Below are 17,173 nucleotides of genomic sequence, written 5' to 3'. Positions count from 1 at the left end.
CTGAGAGCGGCCTGGATCATTCAGCGGATGGCGGCGCACAGCTGAGAGGCTGTCTGAATATTGCAATCGCCCGAGCCGTAGGGGCGAATTCATTCGCCCTCTCGCCGGTGCCAAGGGCGCCTAAGAAAGTGTCCATCAATTGTTTCCCGATGCGGGCGATGCCGCCCGAAATCCCCCCTAGCCCCCCTTTGCCAAAGGGGGGGAAGTTGTTGATGGACGTAGCCCCCCTTTGCGAAGGGGGGACGTTGTTGATGGACGCTTTCTAAAGCCGCTCCGAGGTTTGTCAGACAGCCTCTGAGCGCGGCCTGGATCATTCTTTAGTCCAACCGCGCGGTGGGTGGGGGCGGCGCTCTCAGAGGGGGATTCCGGCAATCGCCTTATTCGGATTCCTCCTGCTCGAGTGCCGCCTTGGCCAGACGCAGCCGCTGCAGTGCCTGATCGTAATCGAACTGCTCGATATCCGCTTCGATCTGGGCCGCGTCCGCGCCGAGCGCGGCTTGTAGCCAACCTCGCGAAGTAAACCAGTGGTCCCGGGCGCAGGTGTCGTCATTTGCGAGCAGTGATTCCAGCTCGCAGAGCAGCTGAGTTGTCTTGGTCGCGTCCACCTCCTGCGCCGCTATCGTGACGGGCTGGTCGACGGGCACCATCCGACGGATCTCCCGCAGAAGCGGGACCAGGCTAGCTTCCAGCGCCTGAATGCCTGCCTCGATCGTTGCATCTGTTGCCTGATCGCGCAGGGCTAGCTCCAGGTCCAGCGCGCGCTGACGCAGTAGCCCTGCGCCCAGTGTGGCGGCCACGCCCTTGATGGTATGGGCCAGACGCACGGCCGTTTCCCGATCTCCAGACGCCAGGTGCTTGCGCATCAGGGCGGCGTCCTCTCCATGGCCTTGGGCGAACAATCTCAACACCTGGGCATAGCGCGCCTCATTGCCACGCAAGGCCCGCAAGCCGACCTCCAGATCGAGACCCGGGATCCTCGGTAGGGCGAATCCGTGGGCGCGGTCCTCGCCGGCCTTCGTCGTGCTGGCCGCTGGGGCTAGGTCTTGATCCGGCGGGGGCGGCAGCCAGAGTGCCAGTGCCGCATAGAGGCGCTCCGGCTCCACGGGCTTGACGATATGGTCGTTCATACCCGCCGCGAGGCACTGCTCACGGTCTTCGTCGAAGGCATTGGCGGTCATCGCCAGGATGGGTAAGCTCGCCCGGCCCGGCAATCGGCGGATGGCGCGCGTTGCCTCCAGGCCATTCATCACCGGCATCTGCATATCCATCAGCACCAGGGCATAGTCGTGCTTGCGCACGCGCTCCAGGGCGATCTTGCCGTCGTCAGCCACATCCACCAGCAGCCCGGTCTGGCTGAGCAGCTCCAGCGCGACCTCCTGATTGATGGGGTCGTCCTCCACCAGGAGCAGGCGGACGCCGCTGTAGTGCCCGGCATGAAGCGCCGCCGTGGACGCTGAATCCGCTGACTCCTGGGTCGAGGTGTCCGGCGACACGTCCTGGTGCTCGGCCTTGCGCAGTCGCGCGGTGATCCAGAAGGTACTGCCGCGCTCTGGCTCGCTGACCAGCCCCACCTCGCCGCCCATGTAGCTCGCCAGACGCTTAGCAATGACCAGGCCCAGCCCAGTCCCGCCATAGCGGCGCGTGGTCGATTCGTCCGCCTGAGTAAAGGGGCGGAAAAGGCGTGCCTGCTCCGTCGGCGTGAGTCCGATGCCCTGATCCTCGACCTCCAGGCGCAGCTGCACAGCCTGGCCCTCGTCTTGGGTCAGGACCGCGCGCACGCGGACTTGCCCCTGGTCGGAGAACTTGATGGCATTGCCGACGAAGTTGAGCAGGATCTGACGCAGCCGCAGGGGATCACCAAGCAATTCCGCCGGGAGTTCTGGGTCGATCTCACGCGCCAGACGCAGGCCCTTGTTGCGCGCCTGTTCGCCCAGCAGGCTGAAGACCTGTTCGATGACCTGCACCAGTGAGAGGCTGCGCTCCTCCAGCGTCAGGCGTCCGGCCTCGATCTTGGACAGGTCGAGGATGTCGTCGATGATCCGCAGCAGATGCGTGGCGGCCTCGCCCACCTTGACCAGTCGGGCCAGCGCCTTGGGCGTGTCGACCTCCTGCAGCAGCAGGTGATTCAGGCCGAGGATGGCGTTCATGGGGGTGCGGATCTCGTGGCTCATGTTGGCCAGGAAGGCACTCTTGGCGCGGTTGGCGGCCTCGGCGGCGTCGCGCGCCTCGCTCAGCTCCTGAGTTCGGAGTTCCACGAGCGTCTCCAGATGATCCCGATGTCGCTCCAACTCGGCCTCGATTTCCTTGCGATCACTGATGTCGAAGAAGCTTACGACGATCTGCTGGAGCTGATCCTGCGTGTCGCGGACCGGATGGGCCTCGCAGAGAAACCAGGTTGGGGCCGCGCGTCCGGGGGCGCGGATCCCGAGGACCAGATGCCGCAGCGCCGCCCCGGACGCCAGGACGCGATTGACCGGGTACTCTGTCGCGGGCATCCGCGAGCCGTCCTCGCGGACGAAGTGCCAGTCCTCCTGCCTGGCCTGGATGCCATGCAGCTGCTCCCAAGTCAGCCCCAACAGTCGCGACGCGGTGGCGTTGGCGAAACGGATCGCGGTATCGGGTCCATGCACCACCACGCCGGCATCAAGGTTGTCGACCAGGCTCTGATACTGGTGCTGGCTCGCGCGCAGCGCCGCCTGGACCTCCAGGCGCTCGATGGCATCGGCGGCGGTATCGGCGATGGTTTGGAGCATCTCGCCTATCTCAGAGAACTCGGGGCGTGGGCGTGTATCCGCCAGCGACAGGGTCCCCAGGACCCTGGTTCCGAGCGTCATGGGCATGCACAAGAAGGCCCTGACCCGGAGCGCCCGCAGCGCGGGGAAGAGGGGCTCGGCCAGGCGCTCGACACTTGGCCGCACCCATGACTTCCCGCTCATGGCAACTTGTCCGGACGGCGTTTGACCGACGGGGACCCGCAGGCGGCCATCGGCGGCAGCCGGGATCCCTACCGCGCTTGCGAAGTGCATTTCTGCACGCTCCGCGTCATAGGTCTCGATGGCGACCATCGGAAGCCCCAGCCGGTTCGCGAGCAGCCGGGGGAGATCCTGGTAGAAGCGGTCGATCGAGTCGGACGAAACCGCCAGCCGGGCAACGGCGCTGAGGGTTTCACGCGCGTAGAGTTCGGCTGCCAGGCGCGCGGCCTGAGAGCGGGTCTTGATGAGCGCGCGGACCAGCGCGGCGAGCAGCAGGCTGATGGAGATCCCGCCGACACCGATCAGCCAGACCTGGTTCTCCGCCGGCGATGCGATTCCGCCTTTGGCGGGCGCGATGCTCAGGGTCCAGCGATGCCCGTTGAAATCGACCGGGAGGTGCAGCGCCGCCGCAGAGTCGGGCGGTGCCGCCTGGAGATCTCCCGACTGGCTGTCGTACAGCAGGGCCTGCGGGTTGGCGTCGTCACCGTCATAGAGGCTGAGGCGAATCCCTTGATCGTCCGGCCGCCCCCAGCCGCCCAAGATCCCCTGCATGAGGTCCTTCATTCTGTAGGGGCTGTAGACCCAGCCAAGCAGTGCCGCGCGCCGTTGCTCTAGGGTCTTCGTCGGCAGATCCTGGCGATAGACGGGGACATACATGAGGGCGCCGGCCTGGATGTCGGTTGCGGTCTCCTGCACCAGCAGGACCTTGCCGGAGAGTGCCGCCACGTCCTCATCGCGCGCCTGTTCCATGGCTGCTCGGCGCACGGGTTCGCTGAACATGTCGTAGCCGAAGGCGCGCTGGTTGCGGGCGGTGAAGGGCTCGAGATAGTCGATGGAGGTATAGAGGGCGCGCTCGCCCTGCGGCCACACCCGGTAGTCCGGGAAGCCCTGGGCGCGGATCTCGCGGACATGCGCGGCCAACTGCTCGGGTGCGATGAGCCGGGCGAAACCAACCCCTAGGATGCCGGGGAGGTTGAGGTGGATCCGGCTCTGCGCGACGAACTCGTGCCACTGTGCGCGGTCGACCTCGCCCGCAAGCGCGAAGACGGCCGCGCCGCTGCGCAGCAGCTGAGCATGGGCATGGAGCCTGGTGTCGACCTTGGTTGCGAGTTCGCCGCCGATCAGCGTCAGCTGTCTTCGGGCTTGGGCCGTGACGTCCTCCTGGCTCACAAGCGTTGCGGCCAGGGTTAGAATCAATCCGGCCACGAGCACGAGCCAAGCGGGCCAGAGGCGCAGGTCGCTTGCGATTGGCTTAGCCATCAGGTCGTGTCATTGGATTGCGCGCTCCTTTTCTCTCAGCAAGCTGGTGATCCCGGGTGGGATCGGCAATTCCCTGCTGTACCTGGTCGAGCCAGATCGGGCACATCAATGTCGGGGCGCGTGATCAGGGCGATGCTCCCTGCTCCCGCGCTCGCGTCGCCCTGATCTGACGCAGTCTCAGCAGTGCCCGATCGTAATCGAAGTGCTGGATCTCCTTCTCGATCAGGGCCGCATCCTTACCCAGCGCGGCCTGAACCAGGGGGCGTGAGGCGCGCCAGAGCGTCGCTGCATGGGTGTCGTCACTCTCCAGCAGGGCGTCCAGCTCATCGAGGACCTGAGTCGCCCTGGAGCAATCGATCACAGGTGCCGTCGGCGATGCGGCGGCCTCGAGCCTTGCGCCTACAGCTCCCTCCGACCTCTTGAGTCTAGTGGAATCCGATCGGTCTGTGGGGCCGGGCAGCCAGCGCACCAGGGCGTCATAGAGCGCGTCTGGCACCACGGGTTTGGAGAGGTGGTCGTTCATCCCGGCAGCCAGGGATTCCCGGCGATCATCCTCGAAGGCATTGGCGGTCATGGCCAGGATGGGCAATTCCGCCTTGCCGGGCAGTTGGCGAATGGCGCGGGTGGCGGCCAGTCCGTCCATGACCGGCATTTGCACGTCCATGAGCACCAAGGCGTAGTTCCCGCTGCGCACCTGTTCCACGGCCTGCTGTCCGTCGTTCACGACATCCAGGATGAGGTCTACGCGCTGCAGCAACGCGCGGGCGACTTCCTGGTTGATGGGGTCGTCCTCCGCCAGCAGCAGCCGGACACCGGCGTAGCGACGTCTGAGGGTGTCCTCGGCAGTCGCCGGCGCTGACGCGCGTGGTCCGGCCTCGGCCCGGGTGTCGAATGCGGCTTCTCCAACGCCCTTCATGGGGACGCTGACCCAGAAGGTGCTGCCGTGGCCGAACTCGCTTTCCACGCCCACCTCGCCCCCCATCAGGGTTGCCAGGCGCTTGCAGATGGCCAGTCCCAGCCCAGTCCCTCCATAGCGGCGCGTGCTCGAGTCGTCGACCTGGACGAAGGGCTCGAAGAGCCGTTGCTGCTGCGTCGGGGTAAGGCCGATGCCCTGGTCCCGGACGTCGAGCCGTAACCTGGGGGGGCCTTCCTCATCCGCGACCAGATGCGCATGGACCTGGATCCGGCCCTGGTCAGAGAACTTGATGGCATTGCCGACGAGGTTCAGGAGGAGCTGCCCCAGTCGCAGGACATCGCCTCTCAGGACAGCAGGCACGTCAGGGTCTATGGTATAGCCGAGTTCGAGTCCCTTCGCGCTCGCCTGCTCCCCTAGCAGGCTGAAGCAGTGATCAATGACTTGGGCGAGCGAGAGGGGATTGTCCTCCAAGGTCAATTGGCCTGCCTCGATCTTGGAGAGATCCAGGATGTCATTGATGATGCTCAGCAAATGCCTGGATGCCGTGATCACTTTGGCGAGCTGCTCGCGCGGCTTGGGATCCGTCAGCTCATGCTGCAAGAGATGACTGAGCCCGATGATGGCGTTCATCGGGGTGCGGATCTCGTGGCTCATATTGGCCAGGAAGGCGCTCTTGGCGCGGTTGGCGACCTCTGCCGCCTCCTTGGCCTCGGCGAGGGCGATCTCGGTGCGCCGACGCGCGATGATGCGCCAGAGGTTGTCGGCGATCAGCTCCACTTGCTGGACGTCGGTCGCATCATAGTCGCTGGCCTTGTTGCCGACCCCGATGAGCAGCCGCACCTTCCCGGCTTCCCGAATGGGCACGCCCAGGTGACGGATCAGCTGGGTATGACCCTCGGGGTAGCCTTGACGTTGCGACAGGCTCTGGAAGTCGTTGTGGATCACGGGTCTGCCGGTGCGCACGGTATCGGCCCAGACGCCGGCTTGAGACAGGGTGTAGTGGCTCTCGAAGGCGGCCGAGCACTGCTTGCTCGTGCCGGCGGACCAGGTGACGAGCCGGATCGTCTCTTGGTCCGGGTCGAACAGATGCAGATAAGCGCAGCTGCTGTCCGTGACCGCCTCGACCATCTCCAGGCCGCGCTGCAAGAGTTCTGGTTCGTCCAGGCCAGTTGCCAACTGGCTCAGATCGAGCAGCGCCTTGAGTCCCCCTTGGCTCTTGCGCAGGTGTCGGTTGGCGGCCTCCAGCTCGGCCGTGCGTGCCTGCACCAGCGCCTCCAAGTCTTGGCGGTGCAGATCCAGCTCCCGATGGGCCTCGCGGGTGGCCTCTTCGGCGCATCTGCGCTGGGTGATATCGAAATGCGCCACCACTAGGCGCGGGGCGCCCGCGCTGTCAAAACGCGTGGCGCGCATCGTGAACCAGCGTCGCTCGTCTGGGGAGTGGCAGGGATACTCCAATTCAAAGGCATCCTGCTGGCCGTGCAGGACCGCGAGGATCCCGCCGACGACGCTGGCGGCCTCTTCCGAGTCGGGGCCGTAGGCGCCCCTGCACACCTCCAGATAGTTGGCCCCTTCGCAGACGTTGGCGCTCAGCGGTGGGTTGGCCTGTGCGAAGGCGCGCCAAGCACGATTGACGGCGATGATCTTGCCCGTCTCGTCGAGAATGGCGAGGTGCTCGCTCAAGGAATCCAGGGTTGCCTGGGCGAGACGCTCGGATTCTCGTCGCGCAGTTTCCGCCTGCAGGTTCAGGCTGATGCGCTCCATCAGCTTGTGCAGTGTCACCATGCCCAGGACATGACCCTCGGCGTCGACTACCGCGAGCTGGCGCACACGCTGCTCGCGCATCGACTGGGCCACCTCGGGCACCGGCGTGTCATGGCTGACCGAGCGTACCGGGGTCTGCATGACGTCGCTTAGACAGATGCCTTCGCCACCGGCTTTGGCGGCGTCCACCAGGAGGCGCGGGATATCCCGCTCGGTCAGGATCCCCAGCGGGCGCTGTCCCTCCACCGCGAGTGCATAGGCCGCGTCTTGGCGTAGCATCAGCTCCAACACTTCCGACAGCGGGGTTGCGGGCGGTAGGAAGGGCAGATTGCGATCGATCACGTTCGTGAGATCGCCGAGTCGTTGCAGGTTGCCAAGCCCTAGGTGATGGCGGAAGTCCGTTTCGCTGGCGATGCCAACGGCGTGGCCCGTCTCATTGATCGCCACCAGGTGGCGAACATCATGACTCAGGGCCAGTTGGTAGGCGGCGGCGAAGTCGGTCTCTTGGGCGGCCGTGAGCACTGGGGTGCTCATGACCTTGCCGATGGGCGTCGCGGAATCGGTCCGCTGGTGAAAGAGACGCAGCAGATCGCGCTCGGTGAGAATGCCGACCGGCGTCCGATCCTTGAGGACAAGCAGCGAGGAAATACGCGCCTCTGCCATGTGCCGGGCGGCCTCATCCAGGGGGCAGTCTGGCGGCAGATGCCGCACATCTCGGCTCATGATGTCGGCGAGCGTCAGGTCGACGATTGGTTGCATGCGAGGGGCTCGCTCTAGCGTGGCGCGGCGGCTGCGACTGCCCGACTTTACCATGAGAACGCTATGGGTATGGCTGATGCGTAGAACATCTATGCACCTCGTTCTGACGACGGAGAAGCGGCGCGCGCGAACGCGAAGCGCGCTCCCGCGCCGGGATCAGGATCCCGGGCGGGTGACGTCTTTTCAGACCCTGAAGTGACCGACGAGTTCTTGCAGCTCTGCGGCGAGGCGCGCGAGCTGCTCCGAGGCCTCGGTGGTTTGATTGGCGCCTTGGGCGTTGCCCTCGGCGGCATCGGAGATGGTGGTGACGTTGCGGTTCATTTCCTCCGCGACGGCGCTCTGCTCTTCGGCGGCGCTCGCCACCTGAGTGTTGACGTCGTTGAGTGTGGTCATGGCCGCCGTGATGGCCTCCAGGGACTGCTCCGCCTCGACCGCGCGCCCGCGACTCTCTTCGGCGTGCTGCTTGCTGGCATCCATGACGGTGACGGCGCGGCGGCTGGCCTGCTGCAGGCGTTCGATCATGCTCTGGATCTCTTCGGTCGAGGACTGGGTGCGGGTGGCGAGTGAGCGCACCTCATCCGCGACCACCGCGAACCCGCGTCCGGCCTCGCCGGCGCGTGCGGCCTCGATCGCGGCATTCAGCGCCAGCAGGTTGGTCTGCTCGGCGACGCCGCGGATCACGTCCAGAACCTTGCCGATCTGCTCGCTGTCGCGGCCGAGTTCGCGGATGACTTCGGAGGCGTTCTCCACCTCTTCGGCCAGTTGTTCGATCTGCGACATGGTTCCGGAGACGACGTCCTTGCCGGAGACGGCGGCGTCCTGTGCGCCATGGGTGGCGTCCGAGCCCTGCTGGGCGCTGCGGGCGACCTCCTGAGCCGTCGCGCTCATCTCGTTCATTGCGGAGGCGAGCTGGTCGACCTCGTTGCGCTGCTGCGCGATGCCGGCATTGGTCTGCTCGGTGATCTCGGCGAGGTTGGAGGCCGCCTGCGTCAACTGGGTGGTCGAACCGAGGATGCGGCTGATGAGATCGCGGAAGTTGTCCATCATGGCGTTGAAGGCCTTCGACGCCTGCCCGATCTCGTCCTTGTTGTCGGCCGCTAGCCGGTGCGTCAGATCGCCGTCACCCTGGGCGATGCCTTGGAGTCCGATCGTCATTTGCCGTAGCGGGCGAGTGACGAAGCGCGAGATGAAGAAGTAGAGGATGAGGAACACGGGCACACTGAGCAGGGCCGCCATGCCTAAGATCTTGATGGCGAACCAGCGCACGTCTTCGTTGACCTTGTCGAGGTTGATCTCCATGCTCACGGCGCCGAGCACCTGGTCCTTCGAGGCTGGCAAGTGGCAGGTGGTGCAATTCTTCCCGAGATAGTCCTCGCGTGAGATGGCGGCGGTCACGGCTCGCAGTGTGCGCTTATCGTCGGAGAGCGCGACATAGGGCTCGCCGGTCTCGAGCACGGCACGCTCGATGTCGTCGCGGGGTTTCTCGTGCTCAGCGCCCTCACCGTACATTTCGATGACTCTCTGACCGCGCAGCACGCGCAGATCATCGACGTTCTGCAGCTCGATGATCTGATCGAGAAAGGCGGCCCGCTGACTGATGGTGCCGGTGATCATCATGGTGGTGAGGCCGGCGAGGGTCATTTCGTGCAGGGTGCCGGTGAAGGCTTCGGCCTGGTCGATCGCGGTCTGTCGCTGTTGGTCCGCGGCCCAGAGGATGAGCCCCGTCCATGCTGGTAGCAAGATGAGCCACATCGCCCCTAGCAGGCGCACCCAAATCGGGAAGTCGTTGATTTTGCGCATCGTGATTCTCGCGTTTTCTCATTGTCTGGCGGTCGAGCCGAGCCCCTTGAATAGAGTCGCGACGCGTGCTGGCGTCCATATCGCGTGACCCGTCGTGAGGCCATCTTTGGTTATATTCGCCCTGGCTACGTCCGGCAAAGCCCGCCGATCGGCCTTTGGCGTTGCTCAGTTGCTCTGTTGCTCAGCGTCCGGCGAGCCATTCTGTCAGCGTGTTTCCTCGAATAGAAGCCGATTATCGGCCCCAGCCTCGCCTCGCATCTGTGAATAGAGTTCCATTACCTGCGACCAATCCAGGTCGGGGAAGCGCTGCTGGGCCTCGGCGACCTTCTGATTCAGGACGGCCTCCGACTTCTCGGCGACTACGGCGGCGTGGCGGCCAATGCCTTCCTCGCGAATGAAGAGGCAGCCGTCCATGAGGTCCGCGAGCTTGACGATGTAGGCTAGGGGTGAGCCTTGCAGCGCCTTCTTGGAGCGCGTGATCTCGGGGGCGATCTCGCCCTCGATGCGCGTTAGGGGATCCTGGTCGCCGGTGAGTTCGGCGATGCGGCGTTTGAGCGGGGAGGGCAGATCGCCCATCAGCAGCTCGGGCGTGTCATGGGTCAGGGCGTACTCGAGGACGCTCAGCTGCGTTTCCGCCGGCAGTGATTCGCCGAGGATTCGGCGCATCAGCTCGCGTGCGATCATGGTGACCAAGTAGTGATGCTCAGCCAGCGTCTGGCTGCGGGCGCAGCGTACCGAGTGCCAGCGGGTCACATGACCGGAGCGCGCGATGTCCTGCATGTTGAGCTTCAAATCGTTCATCTTCGCCACCCCGTAACGGCTGATGTCTCATTAAATTCACCAACTTGAACACCCCTTGTACGGGGTGTAGCATCGGCGCCCCATCGCAGCCGACGACGCCAAGTCCAAAGATCTCACTCATGCCCCTGGATGCCGAATGCCTTGCTCAGCTCAAGTTGCGTCAGCAGCCTTTCGATGAGTTCCCGAGCGAGGATTTCCTTTACAGCGATCCACTGCTCGAGAGTCTGGTCGAGACGGCCTCGCACGCACTGCAGGCTCCCGGCGCCATCGTCATCCTGGCCGGGGCAGAGGGCTCGGGGCGCAGCATTCAGCTCATGCGGCTGCTGGGGGCCGTCGAGGATGGCCTGGAGCTGATTGCCTTCCGCGGCCGCGCCAACATACCTTTCGACGCCATTGACGTCACCATTCGAAACCATCTGCGCGGCGGGGGAATCGAGGATCCGCAGCGCCCACTTGCGGCGCTCCTCAGCGAGCGGGCGCGGGCCGGAAGCGCCGTGGTGCTGGCGATCGACGATGCCCACCTGATCGGCCAGGAGAGCATCGAGCGTCTCTTGCGCGTTCGTGGCGAGGTCCTGGAGTCCGGTCGCCAAGGACTGCGCCTCATCCTGGTCGGTGATCAATCCTTCGGACGCGGCAGCCTGCCGCTTCCTGATCCCGTCGATGGCGGCCAGGTGGTGCGCCTGAATTTGCGTCCCTTCAACTTAGAGCAGGCCAGGGCTTACCTCCGACATCGCCTCCGAGTCGCCGGCGTGGACGACCCCGAGAGCTTCTTGTCCACGGGTGACATTGCCGTGCTGCAAACCAACAGTAAGGGTTTGCCTCGGCTGCTGAATCGTAGCGCGAATGCCTGGTTGGAGCGCCGCTGTCGCAGCGCGGGTGGTCTCTCCCAGGCCGTGACGCGCAAGCTCGGGGGGCTCGCGCCGGGTGCCAAGTCCACCAGGACATTCGAGGAGCCGCCTGATCAGGAGCTTCGCGCACTGGTGGACGCAGGGCAGGCCGAGCCCGAAGGCATTCTGGATTTCGACGCCGAGCCAGCGCCGCCTTCCGCGTACTCGGACCCGGAGCTGTCGCGATATCTGGTCGGCGAGGACACCAAGCCCGCGGGGGACGACTTCGAGCAGATCTTGAAGCACGTACGCCAGCACCAGCTCAGTCAGGCGCCCACGAATCCCTCTGAGCTGAAGGCCGCGCAAACCGAGCGTCCGCCGAAGTCCGCCCTTTGGAATCGGCCTTGGCTGATACCGCTGATCCTTGCGCTCGTCGTTCTCTCCATCCTCATCCCGGTTGGCCTGCAGCTCATGGGCGGCGGCTCCGAGCCGTCGCCGAGTGCTCGGCAGCCAGCGCCCCCTGCGTTTGAGACAGATGCGCCAATCGTCGAGGAGCCGCCTTCAGACAACGCGGGGGCCAAGCCAGAGGTGCAGGCGGCGGAGCAGGCCCAAGCGGTGGAGGCCGAAGGCGAGGTCACACCCGAGTCCGAAGCAGCAACGCCTGACACGACGGCCTCGGAGACGCCAGAAGGCTCGGATGCGGTCAAGGCAGAAGACGCCGAGCCTGAGTCTGAGCGCCTTCCCGCCGAGTCGTCGCCAGAACCGGATGTCGGAAAAGATCAGATGTCCGAGCACCTCGACTGGCTCGCGCGGCAGGATGCCGAGCGCTACACCATCCAGCTGGTCGCCGGACGGGATCTTGCGACCTCAATGGATTTCCTGGCGCCCTTCGACCTGGGCGGGATCCACTACATCCAGACCCGTACCTATGTGATCGGCGTCTTCGGCAGCTTCCCGAATCGCGCGGCGGCGGCGCGCATGCTTCCCGACCTCCCCAAGGCCGTCCGCGAGAACGGCCCCTGGATTCGCACCATCGGCTCCGTCCGCGATTCACTTCCCTAGGAGCCTGTCCGACTTAGGATGAATCGGCTGCGGGATCGGGATCCTTTGGTCCAAGCGCACGACCGGTGGGAGCGGGGGGGCCCCCCCCCCGGGGGGGCGGGGCCCCCCCCCGCGCGGGGCGCGCTTGCGGGGGGGGGCGCCGCTCCCAGGTTGCTTTGCCTTGAAGGATTCAGGGTGTCGACTCAACCGACTGGACGGTTCGATGTCGGAGTGTCGCGTCTGCCCTCGTGATACCCGTCGGGTCGATCCCTCGCCGACGGGACTCGTGCAGGGCGACAACCTTCTCAGCCCGGGTTCGTCCCGCTCCGGGACTCGGCTTCGGCCCTTCGCGCCTACGCCAAGTCCCTACGACGAATGACTTGACGGCGTGTGGGATGCGCTCTGCATATCGCCTCCGCGGCTGCGGGACTCTCGCCCCTTCGCCACTGCGGCGATAGGCACGCGCCCACGCCTACCCGGGACTACCGGCCGTCGCTTCGCTCTCCATGGCCGGCAGCGATCGACGCATCGGTGTCGAGCCGACGATAGCGATCCCGATACCGATACCGATCCCGATGACATGACTCGTCGGTCTGAGGCGAAGCCTCGCTAGGAAGTGTCCATCAACAACTTCCCCCCTTTCGCAAAGGGGGGCTAGGGGGGGATTTCGGGCGGCATCGCTCGCATCGGGAAACAATCGATGGGCATTTTCTAACCAGGTATAACGGCTGCTCGCGTGCCTTGAGCAGCCCTGTCTTCAAGCAGGCATCAAGGGCGGATATAGACATACCCCTGCGACTGCAGCTCCCCGATCCGCGTCACGCCGCCCTGACTGACTTCGACGAATCCCGGCAGCAGCTCATCGAGGGTGAGGTTGAATCCCTTGAGGGTGTTGCCGCATATGTCGAGTTCGACGCCTTGCTCCTGGAGTTTTGCGGCGGCTTTGCGAACCTTGTCTGTCGCTTCGATGTCGGTTAGCGCATTGATGGCCGGTCCGTGTGCGACCAGCACCAGATTGATGTTTTCCGGGCCTCCGACGCCGTCGATATGGTTCTGCATGTTGTTCAGGACGAAGGGAACCTTCGCCGCCTCCGAAACGTGATAGACCACATTGATCTTGTCGCCAGCGACTGCGGTGGCGCCGATGATCGACAGAAGCAGCAGGGAAGCCGTGATGAGTTTTTTCATGCGATGTCATCCTCGTTCTATTTTTTCATGGGTCTATACTTGAGATGCTGCGAGCCAGCCAGAACGCCGATCCCTTGCGCCTTGTCCGGCGCGACCCGATGCGTCGCCAGCAAAGGCGGTGTCCCGGCGATACTTGGGCTTGCTCGCCTGCCTAAGGTCAGGCTCGACATCTGCTTGCGCAAGGTGCCTGCCTCCATTTTGTGATCAACGATTCATCCTAAGAAAGTGTCCATCAATTGTTTCCCGATGCGAGCGATGCCGCCCGAAATCCCCCCTAGCCCCCCTTTGCGAAAGGGGGGAAGTCGTTGATGGACGCTTTCTAAGTCCGACAGGCTCCTGGGAGGGGCACTTCGGGCGGGCGGCCGAGACCTGCTTCGCTCCGGCCCCTTGACTCTTGCTCGGTAGGCCGGCGATAGTTGACCACTATTGTAGGTTCAGCAAAGGTTGAGCCAATCCAGCTTAGGAACTTTGGTCGTTCGTCGGGACTCGGACTCTCAGATGGGCGGCGCCTTCCCTCCATCCGGACGCATTCTCCAACCTGCTTGCCCCATCTGATTCCAAGATGAAGATTCCGGGCGCGACCATCGCGCGACCTGTACCCACAGCCATCGAGCAGTATCGGGATGCGGTGCCTCAGGTCGGGCCGAAGTCCTACGAGCCCGATGTCGATCCTGTGGTGCGGCGGCCGGTCACGGGTGTGGAGCAGGATGCGGTCATCTATCTGCGCGACCGCTATCCAACCTTTGCACAGAGCACGCAGGCGCATCGGTATGGGGAGCGTGCCGTGGCGACCTACGAGTCCATCCAACAGCTCAAGCACCGCGATGATCTGCGCGCCCTCTCCGGGGTCGACACCTTCGCCTGAGCCTAGGAGCCTGTCCGACTTAGAAAGTGACCATCAACAACTTCCCCCCTTTCGCAAAGGGGGGCTAGGGGGGATTTCGGGCGGCATCGCTCGCATCGGGAAACAATTGACGGAAACTTTCTTAGGATGAATCGGCTGCGGAATCGGGAGAAGGGTCCCTTTCGCCCCGCTTTTTCGTTACATAGAACCACTATGCGCCTCAAAACCGGAACGAAATGGCCTCGCTCTCCCACTTCCTCGCTTCGATCCCCCCAAGTCGAACAGGCTCCTAGAATCCTTGAGGGCGCAAAATGCTAGCAGATGAGTCAAATTTCGATGAAGCGTCTGACCATCCAAGGCCATCGGGATCGGGATCGGGATCGGGATCGGGATCGAACCGACGATAGCGATCCCGATTCCGATAGCGATCCCCGCTAGAAGCTGCGCTTGGGTCCTACCTCTACTTGGATCCGATAGGACGAGCGACGCCGTCGATCCCAAGAGCACGATGACTGGCTTGTCCGCGCAACGGGAGTCTGGCACTGTTCTGACGAAGACGCCGACCAACGACCAAAGCGCGGCATAGACATCGCCCGACATCCCACGGCCGCAACGCCGATAACATCGACACCAAGGATGAGAGACCTGTGCGCATGCTGAAGAGAGCGCGACTGACGGAGCAGCAACGTCTGGTTCTTGTCGCGGAGCAAGTCCGGGCCTTGTATCTGCAGGCACCGATTTCCAACCTGACCGTCTGCGCCGTCTCACTGCTCTATTTCTTCGCGCTGCGCTCGCGCTTGGATGCGGATCTGCTATTGGCCTGGACCGGGCTCATGTGGGGCGCCGCAGGATATCGGCTCAGTCTTTGGCACAGGTATCGACGTCAGGGATTCACGGCTCCAGCATCCCTTTGGCTGCGGCGCTACACCCTCGCCTCGCTCTGGATCGGCGGCGCCTGGAGTCTCATCGTGCTCTTTCTTGCGGACATGAGCGATCACATCGTGGTCGCTGCGCTCTCCATGTTGGTGTTCGGCGTCACCAGCTCGGCCGTCGCCATTCTCTCGATGCATCTGCCGAGCTTCCTTGTCTATGTTTATCCCCAGATCCTGGTGCTGGGGGCGATGCTCCTGAGTCAGCAAGTCGCTGGGCTGACAATCCTGACGGTGGCACTCTGCGGCTATCTGCTCATGCTGACCTTGCTCGCGCGCAATGCCCACAGGCTGTTTGCCTCTCATGTCTACCTCGCCAACGAGAATCAGGACCTCGTCACCAGGCTCAATGCCGAGAATGCGCGCCGCGAAACCGTGATCCAGGAGCGCACCAGGGCGCTCAGCGAGACGAATCTCGCCCTCAAGGCCGAGATTGCCGAGCGCAAGAAGGCGGAGGAAAGCCTCCGCCAGCAAGAGCGTTCGTTACGCCGTCTCGCGCATCACGATCCCTTGACAGCTTTGCCCAACCGCTTGCTGATGATCGACCGTCTCGGTCAAGCCATTCGCAGGGCGCACCGCACCGGGACTGGGTTGGCAGTGCTCTTCATCGACCTCGATCACTTCAAGGAGATCAACGATAGTCTCGGTCACAGCGTTGGCGATGCCTTCCTCAAGGCGGTTGCCAAGCGGCTGGTGCAGACCTTGAGAGCGGAAGATACCGTCGCTCGGCTCGGTGGAGACGAATTCGTCGTGATCGCCGAACAGGTGCAGGACAGTGCCGATGCAAGTGCGATTGCCGACCTCATCCAGGGTGCCTTCAAAGCGCCTTTCGAGGTGGGTTTGGGAGATTTTGGCAGCACGCTGAGCATCGGCATCAGTCTCTACCCGGCTGACGGCGTGGATACGGAAACCTTGCTCCGCAATGCGGATGCGGCCATGTACAGGGCGAAGTCCGACGGGCGTAATGCCTACCGCTTCTACGCGGCGGACATGACCGAGAAAGCCCGAGTGCGGGTCGAGATGGAAGCCGCGCTGCGACAGGCGTTGGACGGGGACGCCTTTCGGCTCCTGTTTCAGCCGCAGTTCGAGCTCAGCACAGGTCGGCTGATTGGCGCCGAAGCCTTGATTCGCTGGGAGCATCCGACGCAGGGACTACTGCTGCCGGCCAGTTTCATTCCAATGGCCGAGTCGACCGGACAGATCGAGCAAATCGGGACCTGGGTCCTGGAAGAGGCCTGCAGCTTGCTCGCGCGCTGGGAGCGCGCCGGCATGCGTGACCTGGTGTTGGCGGTCAATGTCTCCGGACGCCAGTTCCTAAAGGGCGACCTTGTCGACAGGATTCAAGCGATTCTGCAAGGCTCCGGCTGTGATCCTCGCCGGCTGGAACTCGAGATCACTGAGGGTTTTCTCATCCGCCGACCAGAGCGGGCGCGCGCCATGCTGCAAGAGATCCGCGAGATGGGAATCCGCATCGTGATCGACGACTTTGGGACCGGCTACTCCTCGCTGAGCCATCTCAAAGCCTTTCCGATCAGCAAGATCAAGATCGATCTTAGCTTCGTGCGCGACGTCACATCGAGCCCCAATGACCAGGCAATTGCGACAGCGATCGTCGCGCTGGGGCGCAGTTTCGGTCTCAGCGTGATTGCCGAGGGTGTCGAAACGCCAGAGCAAGCCGAATTCCTAGGCCGCTGTGGATGCGACCAGGCTCAAGGCTTCCTCTATAGCAGGCCACTCAGCGAATCCGCGTTCATCGGCTACTGGAAGACGCAGCAAAGCCAAGACGCCGATGTACGCACCTCTCATCCGGGTTTTGGAGTTGAAAACACGCCCTAGTGATCGGCTCAGGTCGCCATGAGGTCGGCCTCTGCTCCTTGAAGGCAAGCGGCCTTGATCATCAACCCTGCCATCCATTAGCAGACCTTGCCTAGTCAGGGCTTCTAGCCCTGATTTCCTCAGGCCAAGATGGCCTGACTACGCAGCCTGTCGTCCCCTTGGCCAGTCGGTTGAGTCGACACCGTGAATCCTTCAAGGCAAAGCGACGTGGGAGCGGCGCCCCGCCGCGATCGCGCGAC

8 protein-coding genes are annotated in these 17,173 nt (G+C 63.9%); 3 read left to right on the top strand and 5 right to left on the bottom strand.

Annotated elements, in window-relative coordinates; genetic code table 11:
- Positions 1-377: 377 nt before the first annotated feature.
- From G3480_RS20145 to G3480_RS20130, 4 genes are all read right to left on the bottom strand, one after another.
- Complete coding sequence (locus tag G3480_RS20145) at positions 378-4,232, bottom strand: CHASE domain-containing protein (RefSeq protein WP_164655687.1); 3,855 nt, start codon at positions 4,230-4,232, stop codon at positions 378-380.
- 124 nt (positions 4,233-4,356) lie between these two features.
- Complete coding sequence (locus G3480_RS20140) at positions 4,357-7,668, bottom strand: CBS domain-containing protein (protein WP_164655686.1); 3,312 nt, start codon at positions 7,666-7,668, stop codon at positions 4,357-4,359.
- Between the two features lie 183 nt (positions 7,669-7,851).
- Complete coding sequence (locus G3480_RS20135) at positions 7,852-9,468, bottom strand: methyl-accepting chemotaxis protein (protein ID WP_164655685.1); 1,617 nt, start codon at positions 9,466-9,468, stop codon at positions 7,852-7,854.
- A gap of 204 nt (positions 9,469-9,672) precedes the next feature.
- Positions 9,673-10,269: a YfbR-like 5'-deoxynucleotidase gene (locus tag G3480_RS20130; protein ID WP_164655684.1), complete on the bottom strand. Its 597-nt coding sequence runs from the start codon at positions 10,267-10,269 to the stop codon at positions 9,673-9,675.
- 119 nt (positions 10,270-10,388) lie between these two features.
- Between G3480_RS20130 and G3480_RS20125 the strand changes: the two genes are divergently transcribed.
- The gene (locus G3480_RS20125) at positions 10,389-12,158 is read left to right on the top strand and encodes an AAA family ATPase (RefSeq protein ID WP_164655683.1); all 1,770 of its coding nucleotides are present in this window, start codon (positions 10,389-10,391) and stop codon (positions 12,156-12,158) included.
- 747 nt (positions 12,159-12,905) lie between these two features.
- Here G3480_RS20125 and G3480_RS20120 read toward each other — a convergent pair.
- The gene (locus G3480_RS20120) at positions 12,906-13,325 is read right to left on the bottom strand and encodes a DsrE family protein (RefSeq protein ID WP_164655682.1); all 420 of its coding nucleotides are present in this window, start codon (positions 13,323-13,325) and stop codon (positions 12,906-12,908) included.
- 562 nt (positions 13,326-13,887) lie between these two features.
- On the opposite strand from G3480_RS20120, the gene G3480_RS20115 reads away from it, so the two are divergent.
- Together G3480_RS20115 and G3480_RS20110 are read left to right on the top strand one after the other, a co-directional pair.
- Complete coding sequence (locus G3480_RS20115) at positions 13,888-14,190, top strand: hypothetical protein (RefSeq protein WP_164655681.1); 303 nt, start codon at positions 13,888-13,890, stop codon at positions 14,188-14,190.
- A 632-nt stretch (positions 14,191-14,822) separates the two neighbouring features.
- A complete protein-coding gene (locus G3480_RS20110) occupies positions 14,823-16,934 on the top strand; it encodes a putative bifunctional diguanylate cyclase/phosphodiesterase (RefSeq protein WP_164655680.1) in 2,112 nt (703 codons plus the stop codon).
- Positions 16,935-17,173: the final 239 nt, after the last annotated feature.

The sequence above is a fragment of the Thiorhodococcus mannitoliphagus genome (assembly GCF_010915725.1).
In the GTDB taxonomy this organism is placed as follows: Bacteria; Pseudomonadota; Gammaproteobacteria; order Chromatiales; family Chromatiaceae; genus Thiorhodococcus; species Thiorhodococcus mannitoliphagus.
This window is presented reverse-complemented; position numbering and strand designations above follow the sequence as displayed.

What these genes read in the sequence shown, in the direction of transcription:
- G3480_RS20130 (WP_164655684.1), bottom strand. Translation starts at nt 10,269, where the DNA reads ATGAACGATTTGAAGCTCAACATGCAGGACATCGCGCGCTCCGGTCAT.
- G3480_RS20120 (WP_164655682.1), bottom strand. Translation starts at nt 13,325, where the DNA reads ATGAAAAAACTCATCACGGCTTCCCTGCTGCTTCTGTCGATCATCGGC.
- G3480_RS20110 (WP_164655680.1), top strand. Translation starts at nt 14,823, where the DNA reads ATGCTGAAGAGAGCGCGACTGACGGAGCAGCAACGTCTGGTTCTTGTC.
- G3480_RS20140 (WP_164655686.1), bottom strand. Translation starts at nt 7,668, where the DNA reads ATGCAACCAATCGTCGACCTGACGCTCGCCGACATCATGAGCCGAGAT.
- G3480_RS20125 (WP_164655683.1), top strand. Translation starts at nt 10,389, where the DNA reads ATGCCCCTGGATGCCGAATGCCTTGCTCAGCTCAAGTTGCGTCAGCAG.
- G3480_RS20135 (WP_164655685.1), bottom strand. Translation starts at nt 9,468, where the DNA reads ATGCGCAAAATCAACGACTTCCCGATTTGGGTGCGCCTGCTAGGGGCG.
- G3480_RS20145 (WP_164655687.1), bottom strand. Translation starts at nt 4,232, where the DNA reads ATGGCTAAGCCAATCGCAAGCGACCTGCGCCTCTGGCCCGCTTGGCTC.
- G3480_RS20115 (WP_164655681.1), top strand. Translation starts at nt 13,888, where the DNA reads ATGAAGATTCCGGGCGCGACCATCGCGCGACCTGTACCCACAGCCATC.